Source organism: Streptomyces sp. NPDC004838, from assembly GCF_053600955.1.
Genome location: NZ_JBSGAW010000021.1, coordinates 14,304 through 35,868, shown reverse-complemented (window position 1 = coordinate 35,868; position 21,565 = coordinate 14,304). Strand labels below are relative to the sequence as shown.

General features: G+C 70.4%; 25 protein-coding genes and 1 tRNA gene. 19 read left to right on the top strand and 7 right to left on the bottom strand.

What is annotated here, in order from left to right:
• Window positions 1–54: 54 nt before the first annotated feature.
• The 6 genes from ACWEFL_RS23130 to ACWEFL_RS23105 all read left to right on the top strand — a co-directional run bounded on the left by ACWEFL_RS23130 (window position 55) and on the right by ACWEFL_RS23105 (window position 5,082).
• Window positions 55–264: a hypothetical protein gene (locus ACWEFL_RS23130; protein ID WP_451715733.1), complete on the top strand. Its 210-nt coding sequence runs from the start codon at window positions 55–57 to the stop codon at window positions 262–264.
• Window positions 248–763: a DUF6879 family protein gene (locus ACWEFL_RS23125; RefSeq protein WP_451715730.1), complete on the top strand. Its 516-nt coding sequence runs from the start codon at window positions 248–250 to the stop codon at window positions 761–763. The genes ACWEFL_RS23130 and ACWEFL_RS23125 overlap by 17 nt, the downstream gene beginning before the upstream one ends.
• Window positions 760–1,593 carry a helix-turn-helix domain-containing protein gene (locus ACWEFL_RS23120; protein ID WP_451715727.1) on the top strand — a complete coding sequence of 278 codons (834 nt, stop codon included), beginning with the start codon at window positions 760–762 and terminating at the stop codon, window positions 1,591–1,593. Before ACWEFL_RS23125 ends, ACWEFL_RS23120 begins: the two co-directional genes overlap by 4 nt.
• Window positions 1,594–2,157: 564 nt before the next feature.
• Window positions 2,158–3,345 carry a cupin domain-containing protein gene (locus ACWEFL_RS23115; RefSeq protein ID WP_451715725.1) on the top strand — a complete coding sequence of 396 codons (1,188 nt, stop codon included), beginning with the start codon at window positions 2,158–2,160 and terminating at the stop codon, window positions 3,343–3,345.
• A 29-nt stretch (window positions 3,346–3,374) separates the two neighbouring features.
• On the top strand, window positions 3,375–4,247 hold the full coding sequence (locus ACWEFL_RS23110) for an aldo/keto reductase (RefSeq protein ID WP_451715722.1): 873 nt from the start codon (window positions 3,375–3,377) through the stop codon (window positions 4,245–4,247).
• Window positions 4,228–5,082 (top strand): hypothetical protein, encoded by an 855-nt coding sequence (locus ACWEFL_RS23105; RefSeq protein WP_451715719.1) that lies wholly within the window; start codon window positions 4,228–4,230, stop codon window positions 5,080–5,082. Before ACWEFL_RS23110 ends, ACWEFL_RS23105 begins: the two co-directional genes overlap by 20 nt.
• Window positions 5,083–5,095: 13 nt before the next feature.
• Here ACWEFL_RS23105 and ACWEFL_RS23100 read toward each other — a convergent pair whose 3' ends face one another.
• A complete protein-coding gene (locus tag ACWEFL_RS23100; RefSeq protein WP_451715717.1) occupies window positions 5,096–5,464 on the bottom strand; it encodes a helix-turn-helix domain-containing protein in 369 nt (122 codons plus the stop codon).
• A gap of 12 nt (window positions 5,465–5,476) precedes the next feature.
• Complete coding sequence (locus ACWEFL_RS23095) at window positions 5,477–5,668, bottom strand: hypothetical protein (RefSeq protein WP_451715714.1); 192 nt, start codon at window positions 5,666–5,668, stop codon at window positions 5,477–5,479.
• A 1-nt stretch (window position 5,669) separates the two neighbouring features.
• On the opposite strand from ACWEFL_RS23095, the gene ACWEFL_RS23090 reads away from it, so the two are divergent.
• Together ACWEFL_RS23090 and ACWEFL_RS23085 are read left to right on the top strand one after the other, a co-directional pair.
• Entirely contained in the window at window positions 5,670–5,894 is a 225-nt protein-coding gene (locus tag ACWEFL_RS23090) for a hypothetical protein (protein ID WP_451715713.1), read from the top strand.
• Window positions 5,895–5,906: 12 nt separating this feature from the next.
• Window positions 5,907–6,155, top strand: coding sequence for a hypothetical protein (locus tag ACWEFL_RS23085; protein ID WP_451715711.1), 249 nt, complete (start codon window positions 5,907–5,909; stop codon window positions 6,153–6,155).
• 88 nt (window positions 6,156–6,243) lie between these two features.
• Here ACWEFL_RS23085 and ACWEFL_RS23080 read toward each other — a convergent pair.
• Window positions 6,244–6,331 (bottom strand) — tRNA-Leu (locus tag ACWEFL_RS23080).
• Window positions 6,332–6,531: 200 nt separating this feature from the next.
• On the opposite strand from ACWEFL_RS23080, the gene ACWEFL_RS23075 reads away from it, so the two are divergent.
• The 3 genes from ACWEFL_RS23075 (at window position 6,532) to ACWEFL_RS23065 (ending at window position 9,234) form a co-directional block, all read left to right on the top strand.
• Window positions 6,532–7,857 carry a M20/M25/M40 family metallo-hydrolase gene (locus tag ACWEFL_RS23075; protein WP_451715708.1) on the top strand — a complete coding sequence of 442 codons (1,326 nt, stop codon included), beginning with the start codon at window positions 6,532–6,534 and terminating at the stop codon, window positions 7,855–7,857.
• Between the two features lie 178 nt (window positions 7,858–8,035).
• A complete protein-coding gene (chpH, locus tag ACWEFL_RS23070; RefSeq protein ID WP_451715706.1) occupies window positions 8,036–8,269 on the top strand; it encodes a chaplin ChpH in 234 nt (77 codons plus the stop codon).
• Window positions 8,270–8,421: 152 nt separating this feature from the next.
• Complete coding sequence (locus ACWEFL_RS23065; protein ID WP_451715703.1) at window positions 8,422–9,234, top strand: chaplin; 813 nt, start codon at window positions 8,422–8,424, stop codon at window positions 9,232–9,234.
• Between the two features lie 167 nt (window positions 9,235–9,401).
• On the opposite strand, the gene ACWEFL_RS23060 is transcribed toward ACWEFL_RS23065, so the two are convergent.
• On the bottom strand, window positions 9,402–9,590 hold the full coding sequence (locus ACWEFL_RS23060; RefSeq protein ID WP_451715700.1) for a DUF5703 family protein: 189 nt from the start codon (window positions 9,588–9,590) through the stop codon (window positions 9,402–9,404).
• A gap of 47 nt (window positions 9,591–9,637) precedes the next feature.
• Here ACWEFL_RS23060 and ACWEFL_RS23055 point away from each other — a divergent pair, with 47 nt between their 5' ends.
• Entirely contained in the window at window positions 9,638–10,294 is a 657-nt protein-coding gene (locus ACWEFL_RS23055; RefSeq protein ID WP_451715698.1) for a hypothetical protein, read from the top strand.
• A 177-nt stretch (window positions 10,295–10,471) separates the two neighbouring features.
• Here ACWEFL_RS23055 and ACWEFL_RS23050 read toward each other — a convergent pair whose 3' ends face one another.
• Both ACWEFL_RS23050 and ACWEFL_RS23045 read right to left on the bottom strand, forming a co-directional pair.
• Window positions 10,472–12,739, bottom strand: coding sequence for a helix-hairpin-helix domain-containing protein (locus tag ACWEFL_RS23050; protein ID WP_451715695.1), 2,268 nt, complete (start codon window positions 12,737–12,739; stop codon window positions 10,472–10,474).
• Window positions 12,736–13,719: an aldo/keto reductase gene (locus tag ACWEFL_RS23045; RefSeq protein ID WP_451715692.1), complete on the bottom strand. Its 984-nt coding sequence runs from the start codon at window positions 13,717–13,719 to the stop codon at window positions 12,736–12,738. The genes ACWEFL_RS23050 and ACWEFL_RS23045 overlap by 4 nt, the downstream gene beginning before the upstream one ends.
• Before the next feature lie 272 nt (window positions 13,720–13,991).
• On the opposite strand from ACWEFL_RS23045, the gene ACWEFL_RS23040 reads away from it, so the two are divergent.
• On the top strand, window positions 13,992–15,041 hold the full coding sequence (locus tag ACWEFL_RS23040) for an LLM class F420-dependent oxidoreductase (protein ID WP_451715690.1): 1,050 nt from the start codon (window positions 13,992–13,994) through the stop codon (window positions 15,039–15,041).
• A 312-nt stretch (window positions 15,042–15,353) separates the two neighbouring features.
• Window positions 15,354–16,139 (top strand): ferritin-like domain-containing protein, encoded by a 786-nt coding sequence (locus ACWEFL_RS23035; RefSeq protein WP_451715688.1) that lies wholly within the window; start codon window positions 15,354–15,356, stop codon window positions 16,137–16,139.
• A 24-nt stretch (window positions 16,140–16,163) separates the two neighbouring features.
• On the opposite strand, the gene corA is transcribed toward ACWEFL_RS23035, so the two are convergent.
• Window positions 16,164–17,159, bottom strand: coding sequence for a magnesium/cobalt transporter CorA (corA, locus tag ACWEFL_RS23030; protein ID WP_451715686.1), 996 nt, complete (start codon window positions 17,157–17,159; stop codon window positions 16,164–16,166).
• A gap of 109 nt (window positions 17,160–17,268) precedes the next feature.
• Here corA and ACWEFL_RS23025 point away from each other — a divergent pair, with 109 nt between their 5' ends.
• The 5 genes from ACWEFL_RS23025 to ACWEFL_RS23005 all read left to right on the top strand — a co-directional run bounded on the left by ACWEFL_RS23025 (window position 17,269) and on the right by ACWEFL_RS23005 (window position 21,519).
• Window positions 17,269–17,964 (top strand): histidine phosphatase family protein, encoded by a 696-nt coding sequence (locus ACWEFL_RS23025; RefSeq protein WP_451715683.1) that lies wholly within the window; start codon window positions 17,269–17,271, stop codon window positions 17,962–17,964.
• Window positions 17,965–18,146: 182 nt separating this feature from the next.
• Entirely contained in the window at window positions 18,147–18,737 is a 591-nt protein-coding gene (locus ACWEFL_RS23020; protein WP_451715681.1) for a DUF3090 domain-containing protein, read from the top strand.
• Window positions 18,701–19,519 carry an SCO1664 family protein gene (locus ACWEFL_RS23015; RefSeq protein WP_451715680.1) on the top strand — a complete coding sequence of 273 codons (819 nt, stop codon included), beginning with the start codon at window positions 18,701–18,703 and terminating at the stop codon, window positions 19,517–19,519. The genes ACWEFL_RS23020 and ACWEFL_RS23015 overlap by 37 nt, the downstream gene beginning before the upstream one ends.
• 462 nt (window positions 19,520–19,981) lie before the next feature.
• On the top strand, window positions 19,982–21,211 hold the full coding sequence (mshC, locus tag ACWEFL_RS23010; RefSeq protein WP_451715677.1) for a cysteine--1-D-myo-inosityl 2-amino-2-deoxy-alpha-D-glucopyranoside ligase: 1,230 nt from the start codon (window positions 19,982–19,984) through the stop codon (window positions 21,209–21,211).
• A 113-nt stretch (window positions 21,212–21,324) separates the two neighbouring features.
• On the top strand, window positions 21,325–21,519 hold the full coding sequence (locus ACWEFL_RS23005; RefSeq protein ID WP_451715676.1) for a hypothetical protein: 195 nt from the start codon (window positions 21,325–21,327) through the stop codon (window positions 21,517–21,519).
• The last annotated feature ends 46 nt before the right edge of the window (window positions 21,520–21,565 follow it).

The following is a 21,565-nucleotide window of genomic DNA, read 5'->3' as shown; positions in this document are numbered from 1 at the left end:
CTCTACTGTCGTTGGCCAGGCGGCCCAAACGGGGCCAGGGCAAGGGGGTTTGGCATGTCCGAACGTTCGCCACTCACCAGGCTCACGGGCAACGGCAACGGCGAGTGCGGAGAGAAGGACTGCCCGAACGTGTACCGCACGGCTACCGGATCGTTCGTGGTGCAGGGCGACGTGTCCGATGCCTTCACCCCGCCCGCCGGGGAAGGGCTCGTGGAAATCCCGGAAGCGGTTCTCAGGGAGGCAATCCGTGCACTTGGATGGTGACGCGTGGAATGACTGCTTCGATTCCATGGAGCGGGAAGCATGGCGGCTGGAAACACTGCCCGTCTACACCATGCCCCAGGAAGCGGAGAAGCTGAAGCGCTTCCTCGCCGGAGAGAAGTCCCCCGACGATTGCACGTCGGCCTGGATGGACGAGGTTCGTCAATGGGCCTCGGAAGGAAAGAGCGTCGGCAGGGTCCATGTTGTGACCCGCCCGCTCTCGGACTACCTTCGGTTCGAGTTCGAGTATTATTACCGGCACCACGTGAAGGCGGGCGAGGATATCCGCATCTTCGACCTCACCGACCGGGAGAACCCGGGACTTCCGGATCAGGATTTCTGGATGTTCGATGAGTCCAAGGTGGTCCTGATGAACTACCGGGCGGACGGGACGCAGATAAACCGGGAACTGTACGAGGGTGAGCCCGAGCCGTATCGGCAGTGGAAGCGGATTGCCATTGCCGAATCCGTGCCGTTCCTGGAGTACGTGAGCAGCGGGTGACGTTCGACCCTGAGCAGCTCGGGCAGCCGAAACAGGAACTGGCGACCCTGCTGAAAGAACTACGCAAGCGAGCCGGCCTCACTGGGGACCGGCTCGCTCGGCGTTGCAACATGTCCCAATCGAAGATCAGTCGGATTGAGAATGGGAAAGCCCAACCGAGCCTGCTGGACCTCGAAAGAATCCTCCGGGCTGTCGTGGCTCCGCCCGAGGTCATCGAGGAGGTCATTGCCCTCACGAGGCTGGCCAACACCGAATGGCAAGACCTGCGCTCGCTGCGGCGTAGGGGCTTGGAGAAGAAGCAGACCGAACTTGCCGCCCTTGAATCTTCGTCCAAGGAGTTCCGCTTCTTCCTGCTCTCAATGATCACAGGACTGCTGTCCACCCCTGAGTACATCCGGGCCAGCCTTGCCCATTCTCCGGCCGATGTCACAAAGACGATCGCTAGGAAGCTGGAGCGGCAGGAGGTTCTTTACGACACGAAGAAGCGGTTCACTTTCATTCTTGCTGAGCAGGCTGTGAGGTGGCCACTCCTGCCCCCGGCTGCGATGGCGATGCAAATTGACCGGCTGGCCTCACTGACTCATCTTACGAACGTGAAGATCGGCGTCATCCCCATCGCGGGGTACAAGCCCATGGCACCGATGGACACCTTCACCATCTATGACGAGACCCTGGCCACCGTGGAGAACACCACCGGTGTCGTGATTCTGAGAGATCCACGCGACATCGAAATGCACTTGGAACTGTTCTCCACTCTGGAGGGTTATGCGCTTTTCGGGGACGAAGCGCGAGCCTTGTTGGCAGAGTGGTCCGCCGCCTGCCGTTCATGATCTTTAGTCCATGGCGGGAAAGAACTACACAGCCGTCACTTTCTAGGCCATTGTTTTCCCCCATGGCAGCGACCGAGCGAAACGAAAAGTGCGTCCGCCACGGCGTGGGATAGCGGCTGGGGTACCGGCAGAGGTTCGGCCCTGACGCTGGTGTGCGCTCATGACGACCGGGCGCATGACTCTCCGGGTGTCGTACGACGGCGGTCGGACGTACGGCCGGTGCGCACGGTGCAGGTGGACCCGTGCAACGCAGTGATCTCGGGTTCGCCGACCAAGTACCCGCCGTGCGGGTGCCCTCGGTGCACAGAGCGTCCGTCGTCGCCGAGGTCGGCGTCCGCCGCGCTCGTCGCTGTCCCTTTGCTTCCTGCCGGAATCCCGGTGGGAGTCCCCGAGAAGAGAGAGGTAAGACCGATGGCGGAAGAGAACACCATGTCGGCCGCCCCCGAGGGGGGGTGGACTGCTCGTCGCGAAGCGGAAGATCGTGGCCGCTCGTACGCGTGCCGAGCAGGAGTCTGACGTCAGCAGTGGCCGTTCCGACGGCAACGACTGACGGGAGCGCCCACGTTGCTTGATGCAGCCTCGTGGGCGGGGCGTCTGGGCGGGGACAAGTTCCTCGCCCAGACGTACCACCGCTCCTACGCACACTTCCCCGGGGTCGCCGACACGGCAGGGATGTTCTCCTGGGATGACCTGAACCGGATCATCGCCACGCAGCGACTGGAGCCGCCCCGGCTGCGCCTGTCGGTCGACGGCGAGATGGTCCCGCTCCACCGCTACGCGATCCCGACCACGAACCGCCGAGCGGTCACCTGGTCCCGCATCCAGCCGTCCGACTTCCACGCCCAGCTCAGGGACGGGGCGTCGCTGGTCCTGGACGCGGTGGAGAAGATCCACCCCTCCGTGGGGGCGGCTGCGGAAGGACTGGAACGCTTCCTCGGGACTTCCGTGCAGGCCAACGTGTACGCCTCGTGGACCGAGCGGGAGGGCTTCGGCCGGCACTGGGACGACCACGATGTGGTCGTGGTCCAACTGCACGGCTCGAAGCGGTGGCGCCTGTGGGGGATGACCCGTGAAGCGCCCACCTTCCGGGACGTGGAGTCGCCGGAGGAGCCGGAGGGCGACCCGGTGGCGGACCTCGTTCTGTCCCCGGGTGACGTGCTCTACCTGCCGCGCGGCTGGTGGCACTCGGTCACCGCTGACCAGGGGTCAGAATCCCTTCACCTCACGTTCGGGATGGTCCCGCACACGGGCGCTGACCTGATGCTCTGGGTCGTCGACCAGCTCCGGGCGTCCCTCGCGCTCCGCAGGGACATCCCGCGCTACGGCTCGCTGGCGGAACAGTCGGACTTCACCGACGCCGTACGCCGTGAAGTGGCCGACATGATGGCGGACCCCCGCCTCGTGGAGCGGTGGGCAGAGTCGATCGACACGACGGACCTGGGCCACGCGAGGCCGTCCCTGCCCTACGTGGACGGCCTCCCCGCACGGAGGGAGATCACGGTCAAGCTCACCACTCCGAGGGGCCGCCTGACACCGAACCGCACAGAGGGCACGGTCACCTTCTCGGCGGCCGGTACGGCGTGGGACTTTGCCGAGTCCGCCGCGCCCGCGCTGGGCACGCTGCTGACCAACCAGCCCACCACGTTCGGGGAGATGGCCGACTCCGCCGGGCTGGAGGTCAAGGAGGTGGCCGAACTGGTCTCCGTCCTCATCGAGGGCCACGCCGTCGCAGTCGTGGGGACGGCACTGTGACCGCCGCTCTCTGCCTGGGGACATACCGCGTGCGTGCCGTCAGCCAGGCGGCACGCACCGCCCTGGCCGCCGGTAGTCCCTGGGTGGACACGGCCCCGAACTACGCCCGTGGTCTGGCGCATGAGGAACTGCGCCCGGTTCTCGGGGAGTACCCCACCGTGCGAGTAGCCACGAAGACAGGGTTCTTCACGGCGGAGCAAGGCCGCACCGCCCTGACTGAGGGCGTGCTCACCCGGGAAGAGGCGGCCGGTAGGCACAGCCTTGAACGGGGCTTCGTCCGCTGGCAGACGGAGCGATCCTTGGCCGCGCTCGGGCGCGTGGACCTTGTGTTCGTGCACAACCCCGAGCACCACGGGCACGGCCTTGACCGTGCCGCTCTGCATGGCCATGTGCGGGAAGCCTTCACGGCGCTGGAAGAGTTCGCCCATGCGGGCCGGATCGGCGGGTACGGCGTCGCCACCTGGTCGGGCCTGACCTCCCGAGCGCTCAGCGTGCCCGAGTTGCTCTTGCTCGCCCGGCAGGCGGCCGGTTCCGCCGAGCACAACTTCACGGCCTTGCAGATGCCCGTCAGCCTGATCGTGGATGCCCCGATCACACAGGCCCTGAACGGCGGCGGACCACTGGTGCAGGCGAAGGACGCGGGGCTGATCACGTTCGGCTCCGCTCCCCTGCACGGGGGCGAACTCCTCGACGCCATGACTCCCGAACTGGTGAACCTCATCCGGCCCGGCCTGTCGGCCGCAGCCGCTGCCCTGCTGGCCGCTGGCTCGTGCCCTGGCCTCGATGTCGTCCTCACCTCCGCGAGCACCCGCGAGCACTGGGACGATGTGGCCAAGGCTCTGGCTGCGCCGCTGACGGCCCAGGAACTCAGGAGGGTGACGGATGAACTCGCCGGTGAATGAGAAGGTGCAGGCCCTGATGGAGGCCGCCCACGACCGGGCGGCAAAGACACTGGGCCTCACCTGCACAGGGCCACTGGCGTGGGGCTTCCTCGGTGTCACTCTCGGACGCCGAGCGGGGGACCGGTGGCTACGGGTGAGCCGGACGGCGAAGAGGAACGCGGGCAGGAAGGCGGGGGAGGGCATCGTCGGCGCCTCGGAGCTGGTGCCTGACGGCGTGCCCCGCCCCCGCCTGTACACGGTGCATGACTGGACTGACGGCGAGTGGGCCTTCGAGTCGGAAGTCCTGGACTACCTCGCGCAACCCATCGTGTCCCCGGACCGGGCCGACATCGACCACGACCCGGGGTTGCCTGACGAGTGGTGGGCGGACCTTCGCCAAGCCCTTGCCCTCCTCGCTGAAGCGGAAGGAGTGAAGGCAACCGTGCGGGACGGGTGGATCGAACAAGCCTTCCCCCAGTTCCTCGGCATCCCTGCCCCCGCCAAGGTGGAGCGGGTGACCGGTCACGGTGACCTGCACTGGGGCAACCTCACGGCCGCACCCCTGTGCCTGCTGGACTGGGAGCGGTGGGGACGGGTGCCCTTCGGCTATGACGCGGGGCTCCTCCACGCCAACAGCCTGCTTGTGCCCGACGTAGCCGCCCACATCCGCAAGGAGTTCGCGCCGATCCTCGACACCCCCGCCGGCCGAATCGGGGAACTCGCGGCCCTGGCCGAGATGCTGCAAGCCGTAGCCCGTGGCTGGTACCCCGACCTTGCACCCCACCTCGTGGCCCGTGCAGAGGCGCTCACCGGAGTGCGCCCACCCGTCCCGGTGCACTCCGAGGTGAGCGCCTGACCGTGCCCCTGTCTCAGGCGCTCTCACCGATGTGCCGGTACAAGGTGGCCCGAGAGATCCCCAGAGCCTTGGCAATGGCCGTGACGCTCTCTCCCTTGGCGTGCCGGGCACGGGCTAGGGCCAGCTTGTCGTCGTCCACGACGGATGGGCGTCCACCGTGGTTGCCCTTGCGGGCCGCAGTGTCCAGCCCCTCCAATGTCTTCTCCCGAATGCCTTCCCGCTCCACCTCGGCGGCCACGGCCAGGGCGGCGAACACGATGGCTCCCGCCCCGTTCGGGTCGTACACGCCCTGCACGCTGAGGATGACGGGCTGATTCGGTGCGGCTGCCTTGAACTCCCGCGCGAGAGTGAGGGCCTTCTCCAGTTCCGGCCGCTCCTTCACGCGGGTACTGATCTACTCCGAGAACACCCGCGTGCAGTCGGCGCGGGCCAGCATGTCCAACTGGCTCTGTAGTTCCTGCCCGACCGTGCTGCACCTGGCGTAGCCCAGTCGTATCGCTGCGCCCGTCACGGCTTCGGCCACCACGGGCACGGGCTCACCCTGCACCCATCGCCTACCGGGGTGGCGGTCGGCCGGGGTCTTCACGGTGAGTTCCGCCTTCAGAGACGGCACGAGGGCGAAGCGGCTCACCAAGGACGGCGACGACAACGCCGTCATCTACGTGGACCAGTCCGTGATGAGCGTCCTGAAGTGGCAGAGGGAACGCCAGAACGCGGAGCGGGAACGGCTTGGCTCGGCATGGGTGGACAGTGATCTTGTCTTCGCCCGGGACGGCTTCAAGCTGTACCGGGGTGAGGCGGGCGGACCGTAGGACCCCGAGAAGGTGTCGGCACGGTGGCGCACCCTGTGCACCCGGCTCCACCTGCCCGAGGACTTCCGCATTCACGACTGGTGGCACAGCAAGGTCACGAACGACCTGGAGGCCGGGGAGAACCCCGTCGAGGTCTCCGCCGACGTCCGGCAACACTCGCCGGGCTACACCATGGCCCGGTACGGGCACTCACGTAAGGACGGAGCGCGGCGGCCGGCCGCTTCCGGAGCGGGCCGCCTCGGCCTGTCATCCCTGGCCTGACCAGGAGATTCACTCGGCTGTTGGTCACGTGGTCGGTCACGCCACAGCCCGAGAAACAGAAAAACCCCAGATGAACTGGGGTCTCTGTTGGTGTCCGAGGGGGGACTTGAACCCCCACGCCCGTTAAAGGGCACTAGCACCTCAAGCTAGCGCGTCTGCCATTCCGCCACCCGGACCGGGTGTCCGCCGCGTGGCCTGGGCCGTTGCGACGTGGGAAACCATAGCAAACATTCCGCTGTGCCAGATCACCCTTCCGGCCCGCCCGGAGCGCGGGCGCCGGCAGGGCCGAGGTCGGCGTGCGGGCTGTCTTGGGGGCCGGGGTCCGGCGCGGGAGGATAAGGGGGAAGCAGCAGCAGCGACAGCGGGAGGAATCAGCGTGAGCGAGTCGAACACGGCCCGTACCGTCTCGGGCGAGGACGAGGTCGTCGACCTCTGCCGTGAGCTGATCCGGATCGACACCAGCAACTACGGCGACCACTCCGGACCGGGGGAGCGCGCGGCGGCGGAGTACGTCGCGGAGAAGCTCGCCGAGGTCGGGCTCGAACCGAAGATCTTCGAGTCGCACCCGGGGCGCGCCTCCACCGTGGCGCGGATCGAGGGCGAGGACCCCTCCCGGCCCGCGCTGCTCATCCACGGGCACACCGATGTCGTACCGGCGAACGCCGACGACTGGACGCACCACCCGTTCTCCGGCGAGATCGCCGACGGCTGTGTCTGGGGCCGCGGCGCGGTCGACATGAAGGACATGGACGCGATGACGCTCGCCGTCGTACGGGACAGGCTGCGCACCGGCCGCAAGCCCCCGCGCGACGTGGTGCTGGCCTTCCTCGCCGACGAGGAGGCGGGCGGCACGTACGGCGCGCGGTATCTCGTCGACCGGTACCCCGATCTCTTCGAGGGCGTCACCGAGGCCATCGGAGAGGTCGGCGGCTTCTCGTTCACCGTGAACGAGAATCTGCGGCTCTACCTCGTGGAGACGGCACAGAAGGGCATGCACTGGATGCGGCTGACCGTGGAGGGCACCGCCGGCCACGGGTCGATGACCAACGGCGACAACGCCATCACCGAACTGTGCGAGGCCGTCGGCCGCCTCGGCCGCCACACATGGCCGGTGCGGGTGACCAAGACCGTACGGTCGTTCCTCGACGAGCTGTCCGACGCGCTCGGCACCCCGCTCGACCCGGAGGACATGGACGCGACCCTCACCAAGCTGGGCGGCATCGCCAAGATGGTCGGCGCGACCCTCCGCAACTCCGCCGCGCCCACGATGCTCGGCGCGGGCTACAAGGTCAACGTCATTCCGGGGCAGGCGACCGCCCACGTCGACGGGCGTTTCCTGCCCGGGTACGAGGAGGAGTTCCTGGCCGACCTCGACCGGCTCCTCGGCCCGAGGGTCAGGCGCGAGGACGTGCACGGCGACAAGGCGCTGGAGACCAGTTTCGACGGGGATCTCGTGGACGCCATGCAGACCGCGCTGAAGGCCGAGGACCCGATCGCCCGTGCCGTCCCGTACATGCTCTCCGGCGGCACGGACGCCAAGTCCTTCGACGACCTCGGCATCCGCTGCTTCGGCTTCGCGCCGCTGAAGCTGCCGCCCGAGCTGGACTTCGCGGGAATGTTCCACGGGGTGGACGAGCGCGTTCCCGTCGACGGCCTGAAGTTCGGGGTACGAGTGCTTGACCGCTTCCTCGACCAGTGCTGAACCGGATCGGGTGAGGCACGCCGAAACGTGCGCTGAAACGAAGCTCCAATAATCGTCCTTGTGTGCGCTGTTGACTGAGAAGAGTGAAAGGGACACCGGACTCGTAGCCCAATTGCCTCGTCCTCGTTACAGGTGATGCGGTCCGCGGCTGGGATCGCATTGCCAACAAGGAGGAATAATGATCAAGAAGGTCGTCGCTGCTGCGGCTGCCACAGGTGGTCTGGTGCTCGCCGGTGCGGGTGTGGCCATGGCCGACGCCGGTGCTCAGGGTGCCGCCGTGGGCTCTCCCGGTGTGCTCTCGGGCAACGTTGTTCAGGCGCCCATCCACGTGCCGGTGAACGTGTGCGGCAACACGGTCTCCGTGATCGGGCTCCTGAACCCCACCTTCGGCAACGCCTGCATCAACTCTTGATGTCGTGACTCGACCCCTGAGGGTCTGGGTTTGAACCCGGGCGGTCCCGGAGTGCGTGCCATGCACCCCGGGACCGCCCGGCGTTCCCGCTCCCGTCAGAACGGGACCGGAGAATTTCCTGACGAGGCGAAGAAGGCAAGGGGAATCAACCAATGCGACAGGTCACTCGTAAGGGCCTGATCACCATGGCGGCGGCGGGCGGGGCTCTCGCCCTCGGCGGCAGCTACGCCCACGCGGACTCCGGGGCATACGGAGGTGCGTCGAATTCTCCGGGCGTCGCGTCCGGGAACACGATCCAGGTACCCGTGAGCGTTCCCGTGAACGTGTGCGGCAACTCCGTGAACGTGGTGGGTCTGCTCAACCCGGCGTTCGGCAACAAGTGCGCCAACAAGTCGGCCCCCGGTCACCCCGGCTCCGGCGGTCCGGCCGCCGGCAACCCGGGCACGGGCAACCCGGGCACGGGCAACCCGGGCACGGGCAACCCCGGCTCCGGGACCCAGAGTTCCGGTACACACACCGGAGGCGGCTCCCACGCGGGCGGCGGCACGTCCAACTCTCCCGGCGTGGGCTCCGGAAACCTCATCCAGGTCCCGGTCGACGTGCCGGCGAACGTGTGCGGCAACACCATCGACGTCGTCGGCCTGCTCAACCCGGCCATGGGCAACGACTGCGGCAATTACGCCGCACCGCCGCAGACGCCCGAGACGCCTGAGACACCCGAGGAGCCCGAGGAGCCGGGCAGCCCGGAGGAGCCGGGTACTCCCGGCAAGCCCCGCGAGGCCGAGCCGGTCGTCAAGCCGGCCTCCCACGGGAAGGCCCCCGTGGCGCAGGCCGTCACGGACTCCGACGACATGGGGGAGCTCGCACACACCGGCGCCGGCTCGCTGGGGCTGATCGTCCCGGTCGGAGCGGGCATGCTGCTGGGCGGGGTCGTCCTGTACCGACGGTCCCGCGCCGCCGCGTAGCCGTACGGACGCACTCAGCCACGGTGCTGTGCGGAACCGGACCGTTACGTACAGCCGTGCGGACGCGAGCCGCCGTACGGCCCCGGCCTGACGCACGGCGTTCCCCATGCCGCGCGACAACGGAAAACCGAGAGGGCCCCGCCACGGCAGGGCCCTCTTCGCGCTGATCACCAGGTGGCGCGCACCTGACGGATGATGCGCCGGCGCAACCGCACTCTGCGGCTGCCGTCCCGGTGCAGACTCAGTCGGTCCAACTCCCAGTGTCCGTACTCGGCATGGTCGGTCAGCAGACGGGTCGCCTCCTTGCGGGAGATCCCGCGCGGGACGTACACGTCGATAAATTCGTATTCCGGCATCGCATCTATTGTGCGGGCAGAGCCCTCGTACGGATAGCGTCTGCACTATGTCTGATGCTGCGCAGCCCACCGCTGCCGAGGTACGTGCCGCCGCCGAGGCGGTCAAAGTCGCACTGGACCGTCACCTCGCGGCGGTCGAGAACCGCACGGGAGAGGACGACCCGGCCGTCTACGAAGCCTTCAACGCCCTGGCTGTCGCGGCGGAGGCGTACGACGAACGGCTCTACGACCGCTATGACGAGGTCACGCCCTTCGAGATCCCGGGAGCGGACGACCCGCTGCCGCCGTATACGGGACCCGAGGCGCCGAACGCCCTCAGTGTGCTCATCCGCCGTGATTACGCGGTCACCGAGCCGCAGCGGCTGCTCGCACAGGCACAGCGCGTGGCCGCCCTCGAATCCGACGACGGATCCGGGGACGCCGAGGGCGTCGGCGTGAGCGTGCACGCGGCCCTGGGTGTGCTCTTCGGGGAGTACGAACCCGATGAAATCGCGTCCCGGCACAAGGAATTCGGCCTGGAGGAGGGCGACTCCACGCTCTGGGTGTCGGCCTCGGACGAAGTGCCGGATCCGGGCGAGTGGCTCGGCGCGCCCTTCGAAGCGGCGGACCCGCAGCGGGTCCTCTGCCGTTTCGACGTCAGCTCCGTCTTCGACGAGGACGACCTGGGCGAGGAACTGGACGACCTCGACCACGTCCGGCGCTGACGGGCCGCCGCTTCGGCCCGAGGCCCCAGGCCCCTGTCATCCCGGTCGAAGGACCGGGATGACAGGGGCCTTCGCGCGCCGCGCCGTCCCCCGCGTCGCTCCATCGCACGCCTCTGTGTGCCTCCGTGGCTCCGTGTGCGCCCGGCCGACGTCCGCCGCGCCGAGGGCCGGGTTCGGTTACGAGGCCGGCCCCAGCAGGCCCTCCAGGAGCGGGCGCAACCGGGTCGTGCGCTCCTGGGAGGGGATGTCCGCCACGGCGCGCGGGAGCGCCTGGTCCACGCCGTGCACCACGGAGAGGTGGCGCTCGCCCCGGCCGAACGCGGTGTACACCCAGGGGCGGCTCAGACCCCGCGCGGCGTCCTGGGGGAGCACCACGACAGCGGCGGGCCAGCGCATTCCCGCGGCCTGGTGGGCCGTCATCGCCCAGCCGTGGCGGACCGCGGTCCCGACGCGCTCCTTCGGCACCGTCACGGGGGCGCCCGAGCACTCCAGCCGCAGTCCCTCCGCGTCCGCCGAGACGACCGTGCCGGGCAGCGTACGGCCGAGGGCGGGGGCGTAGGTGATCCGGTCGCCGGGGTCGAAGCCGCCGAATCGACCGGGGCCGGGGTTCAGCCGCTCCTTGAGGGCCGTGTTCAGCGCGCGGGTGCCCGCGGATCCGCCGTGGCCCACGGTGATCACCTGGGTCTGCTCCGCCGGAATCCCGATTGCCCGGGGCACCGAGTCCGCGACGAGCTGCACCGTACGGTGGACGGCCTCCCCGGCGTCCCGCACCGGGACGATGACGACCTCCCTGCCCGGCGCCTCCACCTGGTTCAGCTCGCCGATGCCGATGCCCGAGACCAGCTCCCCGATCGGGCCGGGGTCCGGTGTACGGGAGACGACCAGCGGGCACACCCGCGCGGCCAGCAGATCGGCGAAGACCCGGCCGGCGCCCGCCGAGCCCAGCTGGCCGGGGTCGCCGCTGAGCACCAGACGGCTGCCGTCCGGCATGGACTCGGCCAGGAGCGCGGCGGTCTCCACGTCCAGGCGCGGCGCGTCCAGCACGGCCAGCAGATCCAGGGCCAGCGCGCCGTCCTCGTCACGGCCCGGCCCCTGCGCGCCGGAGAGGAGGCCGGAGACGGTGACCGCGGCGGGATCCAGCGCCTCCCGGCCCTGCTCGCTGTGGACCGCGACGACCGCGCGCAGTCCGAGTACGGCGGCGGCCTCGGCCAGCGCGACCGGTTCGGCACGGGCCGTCTCACCGCCGGTGTGGGCCACCAGGCCGCTCGCCGTGACGGCGCGGACCAGATCGGTGGGATCGGCGGCCTCCCAGCGGTCGTCGACACCGGACTTCGCCAGCCGGGCCAGACTGTCCGCGAGGCTCTCCTCGGCGAGTGCGTACCGGTCGAGGCCCAGCAGCACCGGGACCTCCGGTGGCGCGGTCCCGCCCTCTTCCTCCCGGCCGGCCGCTTCGGGGTCCTCTGCCTCCGGCGGCTCGGTGTCGTCCTGAAGCAGCAGGACCGCGCCCTCGGCGACGGCCTGCGCGAGCGCCTCGTCCGGGTCGGGCACCGACCGCTCGGCCAGCGCTCCCCTGACCGCGGAGGACTCCAGCGCGGTGTGCCCCTGGAGGGCCGCGCGCTCCAGCTGCCAGGTGATCAGGGCCGTCGTGCGCCGCTCGTCCCCGGGACCGCACTCGCCGCCGAGCAGGGCGCGGGCGAAGCCGTCGGCCTGCTCGGGGAGGACGCCCGGCACGGACAGCAGCTGCCAGGGGTCCTCACGCAGCAGCCCACCGGCCTGCTCCCCGAGCGTGTCCGTGACCTGCCCGGCGAGCGCATCGGGCGCGCCGCCCTCCGCGAGTACGGCCCGCACGGCGGCGACCGCCTCCGGCGCGGCCGTGCGCGGAGCGGGCTGAGCCGTCGGACGCGCCGCCGGAGCCCGTGACGGCTCGTCCGGCCGGGCCGGAGCGGGAGCCGCCCGCCTCGCCGCGGCCGGCGCGGGGGAGCCGTGGAACGCCTGTCCCGCCCGCTCCCCGCTCTCCACCGCGCGGACGGCCGCGAGCAGCTCGGCGGCCTGTCCGCTCAGCTTGCCCCCGCTCTCGATGGGCCGGTCCTTCTCCGCCTTCCGCCGCTCGATCCTGGCCCGCAGCTCCCGCTGCGCGGCGATCTCGGCCTCGGCCTCGGACAGTTCCCCGGCGTTTCCGCCCGCGTCGTCCGCGTCGCCTGAGCCCTCCGCACCGTCCGCGTCGCCTGTCCCGGCCTCCGCGCCGTCCGTCCCGGCCTCGGACCGCCGCCCGTCGTCCGTGCCGGACGACGGGCCGTCTGTCCCGTCCGTGCCGTCCGTGCCCTCGGGACCGGCTCCGGGAGCGCGTGAAGCCGCCTCTCCCTCGCGCGTGTCGGCGGCTCCGTCCGCGGGCGCGGAGGTCTCGGCCGGGGGCTCGGGGGTCGGCTCCGGGGAAGGCGCGGTCACAGCGTGCTCCAGTCCTGGTCGGGATAGCGGTGCACGGGCGCCGACACATCGTCGAGCGCCTGGCAGATCTCGTCAGGAAGCGTAAGCGCCTCCACTGACAACGCCTCCGTGAGCTGCTGCGCGTTGCGCGCGCCGATGATCGGGGCGACCACGCCCGGCCGGTCCCGCACCCACGCGAGGGCCACCTGGAGTGCCGTCGTCGCCAGCCCGTCCGCCGCCGTCGTCACCGCGTCCACGATGCCGTTCGCCGTGTCGTCGAGGTACGGCTCCACGAAGGGCGCGAGCTGTTCGGACGCGCCCCGCGAATCCGCGGGGGTGCCGCCGCGGTACTTGCCCGTCAGCACCCCGCGCCCCAGCGGCGACGAGGGCAGCAGGCCGACCCCCAGATCCAGCGCGGCGGGCAGGACCTCGCGCTCCACACCCCGCTGGAGCAGGGAGTATTCCATCTGGGTGCTCGCCAGCCGCGTACGGACCCCGGGGGAGGCCAACTGCCAGGTCGCGGCCTTGGCCAGCTGCCAGCCGCAGAAGTTGGACACCCCCGCGTACCGCGCCCGGCCGCTGGTCACGGCGATGTCCAGCGCCTGGAGGGTCTCGTCCAGCGGAGTCAGCGGATCGAAGGCGTGGACCTGCCACAGGTCGACATAGTCCGTCCCGAGGCGCTCCAGCGAGCCGTCCAGCGCGGAGAGCAGATGACCGCGCGAGCCGTCGGAACGCCGGTCGGGATCGGGCACGCCGCCCGCCTTGGTCGCTATGACGAGATCGCTCCGGGGCACGAGCCGCTCGACGAGCTGCCCGAGGAGATACTCCGCGTCCCCGCCCCCGTACACATCGGCGGTGTCGACCAGCGTCCCACCGGCCTCCCAGAACGCCTTCAGCTGGTCGGCGGCGTCGTGCTCATCCGTCACCCTGCCCCAGGTCAGGGTGCCGAGCCCGATCCGGGACACGCGCAGGCCGGTGCGGCCGAGATGCCTCTGCTCCATGAGCGCTGAGATTACTGGCCAAAGGCCCGACCCGAGGGAGCCTGTGGACAACCTCGCGCCCCGCGCCCGGTCCCGTTCCCTGGTTTCCCCGGTTTCCCCAGTTTTCCCGGGTTCTCCGGTTTTCCCGGGTTCCCTGGTTTTCCCGGCCGACCGCTACCCGTTCCCCGCCCAGCCCGGCCGGGTCGGTGCAACGGAGTCCCCCTGACGTAACGCCCCCGCCCGCGCTAGAGTCCCGGAAACAGAGACGTTACTGATCAGTAAGAGGAGCGGTTATGCGGCTCGGCATCAACCTCGGCTACTGGGGCATGGGGATGGACGGCGACAACGTCGCCGTCGCCAAGGAGGCCGACAAGCTCGGCTACGACGTCTGCTGGGCCGCGGAGGCGTACGGCTCGGACGCCCCCACGATCCTGAGCTGGGTCGCCGCGCAGACCGAACGCATCGACGTCGGTTCCGCGATCATGCAGATCCCGGCCCGCCAGCCCGCCATGACGGCGATGACCGCCGCCACCCTGGACTCCCTCTCCCGCGGCCGCTTCCGCCTCGGGCTGGGCGTCTCGGGCCCGCAGGTCTCCGAGGGCTGGTACGGCGTCACCTTCGACAAGCCGCTCTCCCGCACCCGCGAGTACGTGGAGATCGTCCGCAAGGCCATGTCCCGTGAGCGCCTTTCCTACGAGGGCGAGCACTGGACCCTGCCGCTGCCGGGCGGACCGGGCAAGCCGATCAAGCTCACCGTCCACCCCGAGCGCGAGCGCATCCCGCTCTACATCGCCGCGATCGGCCCCCGGAACCTGGAGCAGACCGGAGAGATCGCGGACGGCGCACTGCTGATCTTCCCCTCCGCCGACCATCTGGAGGACACCGCGATCCGTCATCTGCGGGCGGGGCGGGAGAAGGCCGGACTCACGATGGAGGGCTTCGACGTCTGTCCGACCGTGCCGCTCGCGGTGGGCGACGACGTCAACGCGCTGGCCGACGTCTTCCGGCCGTACACCGCTCTGTACGTCGGCGGCATGGGCAGCCGCAGTCAGAACTTCTACAACAAGCTCGCCCAGCGGATGGGGTACGAGGAGGAAGCCGCGGTGATCCAGGACCGGTACCTCTCCGGCGACAAGGAGGGGGCGGCCTCGGCCGTGCCGTACGAGCTGATCGACTCCACCACGCTCCTGGGGCCCGTGGAGCGGATCGCCGAGAGGATGCAGGCGTACGCGGCGGCCGGTGTCACCACCCTGACCCTCGCCCCCGCCGGATTCACCCTCGCCGAGCGGGTCACGGCGCTCCGTGCGGGCGTCGAGGCGCTGGAGCGCTCCGGACTGGCCTGAGCCCGCGGCCTCGGGGAGCGTCTCGCGGAAGCGGAGGGTCTCTGCGGCCGTGGTGGGGGCTCGGGGGTCTCCCCGCCACGGCCGTCACGCGTACAACGCGCGAGGACCCGCGGCGGTTACTCCCGTACGCCTGCCTCCCCCGCGGTTGTGGGCCCACCGTCCGATTCCTCCCGCTTTCCGCGCCGGACCCGCTCCGTCCCGTGCAGGGCGACGGTGTCGGCCGTTCGGCCGAGTTGTCCGACTCAGCTGTTGCCACCGCCCCCGTACCGCATTTGACTCTTTCTTTGCGGATGTCTTCAGGAGGTGGCGGTCATGCTCTCGGCCCGAAGTCTGTTCCAGGAAATCATCGACGACGACGACTCCTACCGGCTCTTCTGCTCCATCGCGGCCAGCGGAGAGGCACAGGGCGGCTGGGAGAACGCCCGCATCGCCGCACTCGTGCCCGAGAGCATGCGCGACCTCGCCCCGAGGATCACCCGGCACGGCGCCGACGAGGACAAGCACGGCAGGATCTTCAACGCACTGCTCAAAAAGCGCGGCCTCGAACCCGTCCCCGTACCGCCCGAAACGGACTACACCGCCCTCCTGGAACAGCAGGGCATCGGCCTCACCCACGACAAACTCCGCCGCGACGAGCCCCTTACCGAGGAGGACATCGTCGTCTACCTCACCCACAGCAGAGTCACCGAGCAGCGCGCCGCCGACCAGATGGTCATGCTCCTCAGGTACTTCGGGGGCCATCCCGAGGTCGGCAAGGCCATCAAGATGATCAGCAACGACGAGGACAACCATCTCGCGTACTGCCACGAGGAACTCCTGCGCCTCGCCGCGTCCGGGCACGCGGGCACCATCCGGCGCGTCCTGCGGGAGAGCGCTCTCGCCGAGATCAAGGTCTACCGGGACGTGAGCCTCGCCGTGATGGCGCACATGGGCCGCCTGCTTCACTGGCCCAAGGCCAAGTCCGCCGTGCTCGCCGCGGGCATTCACGGGGTGTACGCGTACGAGAGGCTCGGCGGCTGGCACCGCATGATCAGCCTCACGATGCCGGAGCGCCGCGGCGCTCTCGACGGCCCCGCCACCGCCGCCCCCGCGTTCTGAGCCTTCAGGCGCCGCGGCCGGGCCCTACAGCCAGCCGCGGCGCTTGAACTGCCGGTGCAGACCGTAGACGGCGCCCGCCATCAGCACCAGGACGGCCGGATACGCCCATACCTGCCGCAACTCCGGCATATGGTCGAAGTTCATTCCGTAGATCCCCGCGACCATCGTGGGCACGGCGGCCATCGCCGCCCAGGCCGAGATCTTGCGCATATCGTCGTTCTGCCGGACGCTCTGCTGCGCGAGATGGGCCGCCAGGATGTCCGACAGCAGCCGGTCCAACCCCTCCACCTGCTCATTGGCACGGATCAGATGGTCGTCGACGTCCCGGAAGAACGGCCGTGAGCGCTCGTGGACGAAGGGCACTCCCGCGCTCGCCAGCCGGGACATGGGCGCGGCCAGCGGCCCGGCGGCGCGCCGGAACTCCAGTACCTGCCGTTTGAAGCCGTAGATCCGGGCGGCCGTGGCCCGGCCGGGCCCGCCGTCGACGGGGGAGAAGACCTCGGTCTCCATCTCCTCCAGATCCACCTGGAGTTCCCCGGCGACCTCCATGTAGTGGTCCACGACGGCGTCGCTGACCGCGTACAGCACCGCCGTCGGACCGTGCATCAGCACATCGGGCTCCGCCTCCAGCCGCTTCCGTACGGCCGCGAGCGGCGAACCCTCGCCATGGCGGACCGTGACCACGAAGGAATCGCCGATGAAGAGCATCAGCTCGCCAGCGGTGACCGTGTCGCTCTCGTGCTCGTACACAACCGGCTTGAGGACCACGAAGAGCGAGTCGTCGTACACCTCGAGCTTGGGCCGCTGGTGGGCCCGGAGCGCATCCTCCACCGCCAGCGGATGGAGCCCGAACTCCTGCCTGACCAGGTCGAACTCCTCCTCCGTGGGCTCGTACATCCCGATCCACAGGAAGGCGTCACCGACGGCGCGCGCCTGGTCGAGCGCCTCGGAGAGATCGCCGGGGCCCTCGGTGCGACGGCCCTTCCGGTAGATGGCGCAATCCACGATCACAGCGCGCATTCTTCCGCCTTCACGCTCCCGGCGCACGCTGGGGTGGAGACACGTACGCATGCGTACCCGAGCACAGCGGGCGGGCCGGTCGCCGACGACACGACCTAGGCTGGCGGGCATGGCCACGCTGATCCTCGTACGTCATGGAAGATCCACCGCGAACACCGAAGGGGTGCTCGCCGGCTGGACCCCCGGAGTCCACCTCGACGAGCGCGGCGCCGCGCAGGCGGCCGCCCTGCCGGAACGTCTCTCCGCCGTACCGCTCGCCCTCCTCGTGAGCAGCCCGCTGGAGCGCTGCAGGGAGACGCTTCAGCCGCTCCTCGACGCCAGGCCGGACCTCGAGCTCAGGACCGACGACCGGATCGGCGAGTGCGACTACGGCGACTGGTCGGGCCGCAAGCTCAAGGAACTCAACGGCGAGCCGCTGATGGACGTCGTCCAGCACCATGCCTCGGCGGCGGCCTTCCCCGGCGGCGAATCGATGCGGGCCATGCAGACCCGCGCCGTGGACGCCGTACGCGAGTGGAACGCGCGCGTCGACGCCGAGCACGGCGAGGACGCGGTCTACGCGATGTGCTCGCACGGAGACATCATCAAGTCCCTCGTCGCCGACGCGCTCGGTCTCCATCTCGATCTCTTCCAGCGGATCCACGTGGAGCCGTGTTCCATCACCGCGATCCGCTACACCCGCACCAGGCCCTTCCTTCTGCGCCTCGGCGACACCGGGGAGTTCGGTTCCCTGGCGCCGCGCGGACACGACGAGCAGGGCGGCGAGGAGAACGCGGTCGTCGGAGGTGGCGCGGGCGCCCCATGATCTCCTTCGGCAGTAGGGTGGACGGGCCGAAAGCCTGGATGCCCGCAGGTATCCACCGACAGCGGCCGGTATCGCCCCACCGGGTGTCAGACGGTCCCGCTGTTCCCCGTGTTCCGCCGTGCGCGTAGCTTCTCCGATGTAACTGATGTTCCCGTTGTTCCGAATTGCGAGGGAGACAGAGCGTGTCCCGTCAGGTGTTCCTCTATGACCCGCCGGACCGGTTCGTGGCCGGTACGGTCGGGCTGCCTGGACGCCGTACGTTCTTCCTCCAGGCGTCAGCCGGAGGGCGCGTCACCAGCGTGGCCCTGGAGAAGACCCAGGTCGCCGCGCTCGCCGAGCGGATCGACGAACTGCTCGACGAGGTCGTACGCCGGACCGGGGGCAACGCCCCGGTGCCCGCGGTCGCCCCGACGGACGTCGCGGACACCGCGCCGCTCGACGCGCCCGTGGAGGAGGAGTTCCGCGTCGGCACGATGGCGCTGGCGTGGGACGGCGAGGAGCAGCGCATGATCGTCGAGGCGCAGGCGCTCGTCGAACTGGACGCGGACTCCGAGGAGGATCTCGCGGAGGCCGAGGAACGGCTCCTCCAGGACGAGGAGAACGGTCCGCCGATGCTGCGCGTCAGGCTGACCGGAGCGCAGGCGCGGGCCTTTGCGAAGCGTGCGCTGGACGTCGTGAACGCGGGCCGTCCGCCGTGTCCGCTCTGCAGCCTCCCGCTCGATCCGGAAGGACATGTATGCCCGCGCCAGAACGGATACCGCCGGGGAGCCTGACCGCCGTCGACCTGCTCGCCAAGGGCGAGCTGACCGTCCGCGGCCAGGTCCGCGAGGCGTCCAACGCGGTGCTGCTCTGTTCCGTCTCGTACGAGGGCGAGCAGGCGTCCTGCGTCTACAAGCCCGTCGCCGGGGAACGCCCGCTGTGGGACTTCCCCGACGGCACGCTCGCCCAGCGCGAGGTCGCCGCGTACGAGGTCTCCGAGGCGCTCGGCTGGGGTCTGGTGCCGCCGACGGTTCTCCGGGACGGACCGTACGGCCAGGGCATGGTCCAGCTCTGGATCGATGCGGATCCCTCGGCGTCCCTGCTGGCCCTGGTCGAGGACGAGGAGCCGGGCGACGGCTGGAAGGCGGTCGGCTTCGCCGACGTCGGCGAAGGGCGCACCGCCCTGCTGGTCCACGCGGACGACGCCCGCCTGCGGCGTCTCGCCGTGCTCGACGCGGTGATCAACAACGGCGACCGCAAGGGAGGGCACCTGCTGCCCTCACCCGACGGTTCGCTGTACGCGATCGACCACGGCGTCACCTTCAACGTCGACGCCAGACTGCGCACCCTGCTGTGGGGCTGGGCCGGCACCCCGCTCCCGCCCGAGTCGCTCTCGGCTCTGGAGGCGCTCTCCGCCGCGCTGTCCCCTGGAGAGGCGCTGGCAACCCGACTGGCGGAACTGCTCACCCCGGCGGAGGTGGACGCGGCCCGCTCCAGGGTGAAGGCCCTCCTGGCCACCGGTTCGCACCCGACGCCGTCGGGGGAGTGGCCCGCGATCCCCTGGCCGCCGATGTGAGGGCCGGGGCGGGCGGGGACGGGCCCGCCCTGCCGTGACCGCTCTCCTGATCGCTGCCCGTCCGGCCGCGGCTGTGGCCGGGAGTCCGCCGGTGGGCCCGCGGGCTCGGGGGCCGTGCGACTCGGGGCGGTGCGTCGCAGGGGCGGAGGGGCCGTGTGGCTCGTACGCGTCCGTGCCGGCGCGGTCCCGGGACGCGGCGCGGAGGTGCTTCCCGCGCTCCGGGGCCGAGGAGTGGAGCCGCTTCCCCGGGCCGCCGGGCCGAGGGGGACGGGCGTCGCGCCGAAGGAGCCCGGCGTCGCGGACCGGTGAACGTCGGCGGACACAGCGCCGGGACCGGACGGGCCCGGCCGGGCGAATAGGCCCCGCCGCCTTGTGGGGCCCGGGGGTTCGGGACGGAGTACCCGGCCGGTCACGGCACCCCGAGGGCGCGTACGCACCCGGCCGCCGGTTAGGCTCATGGGCATGCATGCCTGGCCCGCTTCCGAAGTCCCCGCCCTGCCCGGCAAGGGCCGCGACCTCCGGATTCACGACACCGCGACCGGAGGGACCATCACCCTCGCCCCCGGTCCCGTCGCCCGTATCTACGTCTGCGGCATCACACCGTACGACGCGACCCACATGGGTCACGCGGCGACTTACAACGCGTTCGACCTCGTTCAGCGCGTGTGGCTCGACACGAAGCGGCAGGTTCACTACGTACAGAACGTCACCGACGTCGACGATCCACTCCTGGAACGCGCCGTCCGGGACGGCCAGGACTGGACGCGGCTCGCGGAACGCGAGACCGCGCTGTTCCGCGAGGACATGACCGCCCTGCGGATGCTCCCCCCGCGGCACTACATCGGTGCCGTCGAAGCCATACCCGGCATCGTCCCGCTCGTCGAGCGGCTCCGCGACGCGGGGGCCGCGTACGAGATCGACGGCGATGTGTACTTCTCCGTGGAGAGCGACCCGCGCTTCGGCGAGGTCTCGCACCTCGACGCCCAGGCGATGCGGCTGCTCTCCGCCGAGCGCGGCGGCGATCCGGACCGCCCCGGCAAGAAGAACCCTCTCGACCCGATCCTGTGGCTGGCCGCCCGCGACGGTGAGCCGAGCTGGGACGGCGGCAGCCTCGGCCGCGGCCGGCCCGGCTGGCACATCGAGTGCGTGGCCATCGCACTGGACCACCTCGGCATGGGCTTCGACGTCCAGGGCGGCGGCTCGGATCTCGTCTTCCCGCACCACGAGATGGGCGCGTCGCACGCCCAGGTGCTCACGGGCGAGCATCCGTTCGCCCGCGCGTACGTCCACGCCGGAATGGTCGCCCTCGACGGCGAGAAGATGTCGAAGTCCAAGGGCAACCTGGTCTTCGTCTCCCGGCTGCGGCGGGACGGCGTCGACCCGGCGGCGATCCGGCTGGCGCTGCTGTCGCACCACTACCGTGCCGACTGGGAGTGGACGGATCAGGTCCTGCGGGACGCGGTGGACCGGCTCGGCCGCTGGCGGGCCGCGGTGTCCCGCCCCGACGGCCCGTCGGCCGACGCGCTGGTGGAGGAGATCCGCGACGCACTCGCGGACGATCTCGACGCCCCCGCCGCGCTCGCCGCGGTCGACCGCTGGGTCGCGTCCCAGGAGTCGGCGGGCGGCACGGACGAGGGCGCGCCCGGTCTGGTCTCACGGGCGGTCGACGCCCTGCTGGGCGTCGCCCTGTAGGCCCCCTGGGGTCGCGCAGGGAGCGGTCCGACCGCCGGACGGTCCGTCAGCCGTCCGGCGCCCACCGCTTTCGGGCTCATGGTGATGTTCCGCGGCAGCCGAGTGCGGTCCATGTGCTGAGGCTGGACAGCAGCGGAACCAGCGGGACCGAGATCGTCCGCATCACCGATCCGGAGCGTTTCCGGATCCCTGCGACGGCGGCGGCTGCCCGGGGCGACAGGATCTGTCTGCCGAACGCCCGTTTCGATGTCGAGCCGACCCCCGACACGGCGTACGACGCGGTCGCGGTGGACCGGATCGACGACTGAACTCCGCGGCGGGCGTGCCGGGGCGGTGTCCTCGTCGGCACCACCC

Coding starts and splice junctions, on each gene's coding strand:
- ACWEFL_RS23105 (WP_451715719.1), top strand. CDS start 4,228: ATGAACTCGCCGGTGAATGAGAAGGTGCAGGCCCTGATGGAGGCCGCC.
- ACWEFL_RS23130 (WP_451715733.1), top strand. CDS start 55: ATGTCCGAACGTTCGCCACTCACCAGGCTCACGGGCAACGGCAACGGC.
- ACWEFL_RS23035 (WP_451715688.1), top strand. CDS start 15,354: ATGCTCTCGGCCCGAAGTCTGTTCCAGGAAATCATCGACGACGACGAC.
- ACWEFL_RS23025 (WP_451715683.1), top strand. CDS start 17,269: ATGGCCACGCTGATCCTCGTACGTCATGGAAGATCCACCGCGAACACC.
- ACWEFL_RS23060 (WP_451715700.1), bottom strand. CDS start 9,590: ATGCCGGAATACGAATTTATCGACGTGTACGTCCCGCGCGGGATCTCC.
- corA (WP_451715686.1), bottom strand. CDS start 17,159: ATGCGCGCTGTGATCGTGGATTGCGCCATCTACCGGAAGGGCCGTCGC.
- ACWEFL_RS23040 (WP_451715690.1), top strand. CDS start 13,992: ATGCGGCTCGGCATCAACCTCGGCTACTGGGGCATGGGGATGGACGGC.
- ACWEFL_RS23015 (WP_451715680.1), top strand. CDS start 18,701: ATGCCCGCGCCAGAACGGATACCGCCGGGGAGCCTGACCGCCGTCGAC.
- ACWEFL_RS23065 (WP_451715703.1), top strand. CDS start 8,422: ATGCGACAGGTCACTCGTAAGGGCCTGATCACCATGGCGGCGGCGGGC.
- ACWEFL_RS23045 (WP_451715692.1), bottom strand. CDS start 13,719: ATGGAGCAGAGGCATCTCGGCCGCACCGGCCTGCGCGTGTCCCGGATC.
- ACWEFL_RS23055 (WP_451715698.1), top strand. CDS start 9,638: ATGTCTGATGCTGCGCAGCCCACCGCTGCCGAGGTACGTGCCGCCGCC.
- mshC (WP_451715677.1), top strand. CDS start 19,982: ATGCATGCCTGGCCCGCTTCCGAAGTCCCCGCCCTGCCCGGCAAGGGC.
- chpH (WP_451715706.1), top strand. CDS start 8,036: ATGATCAAGAAGGTCGTCGCTGCTGCGGCTGCCACAGGTGGTCTGGTG.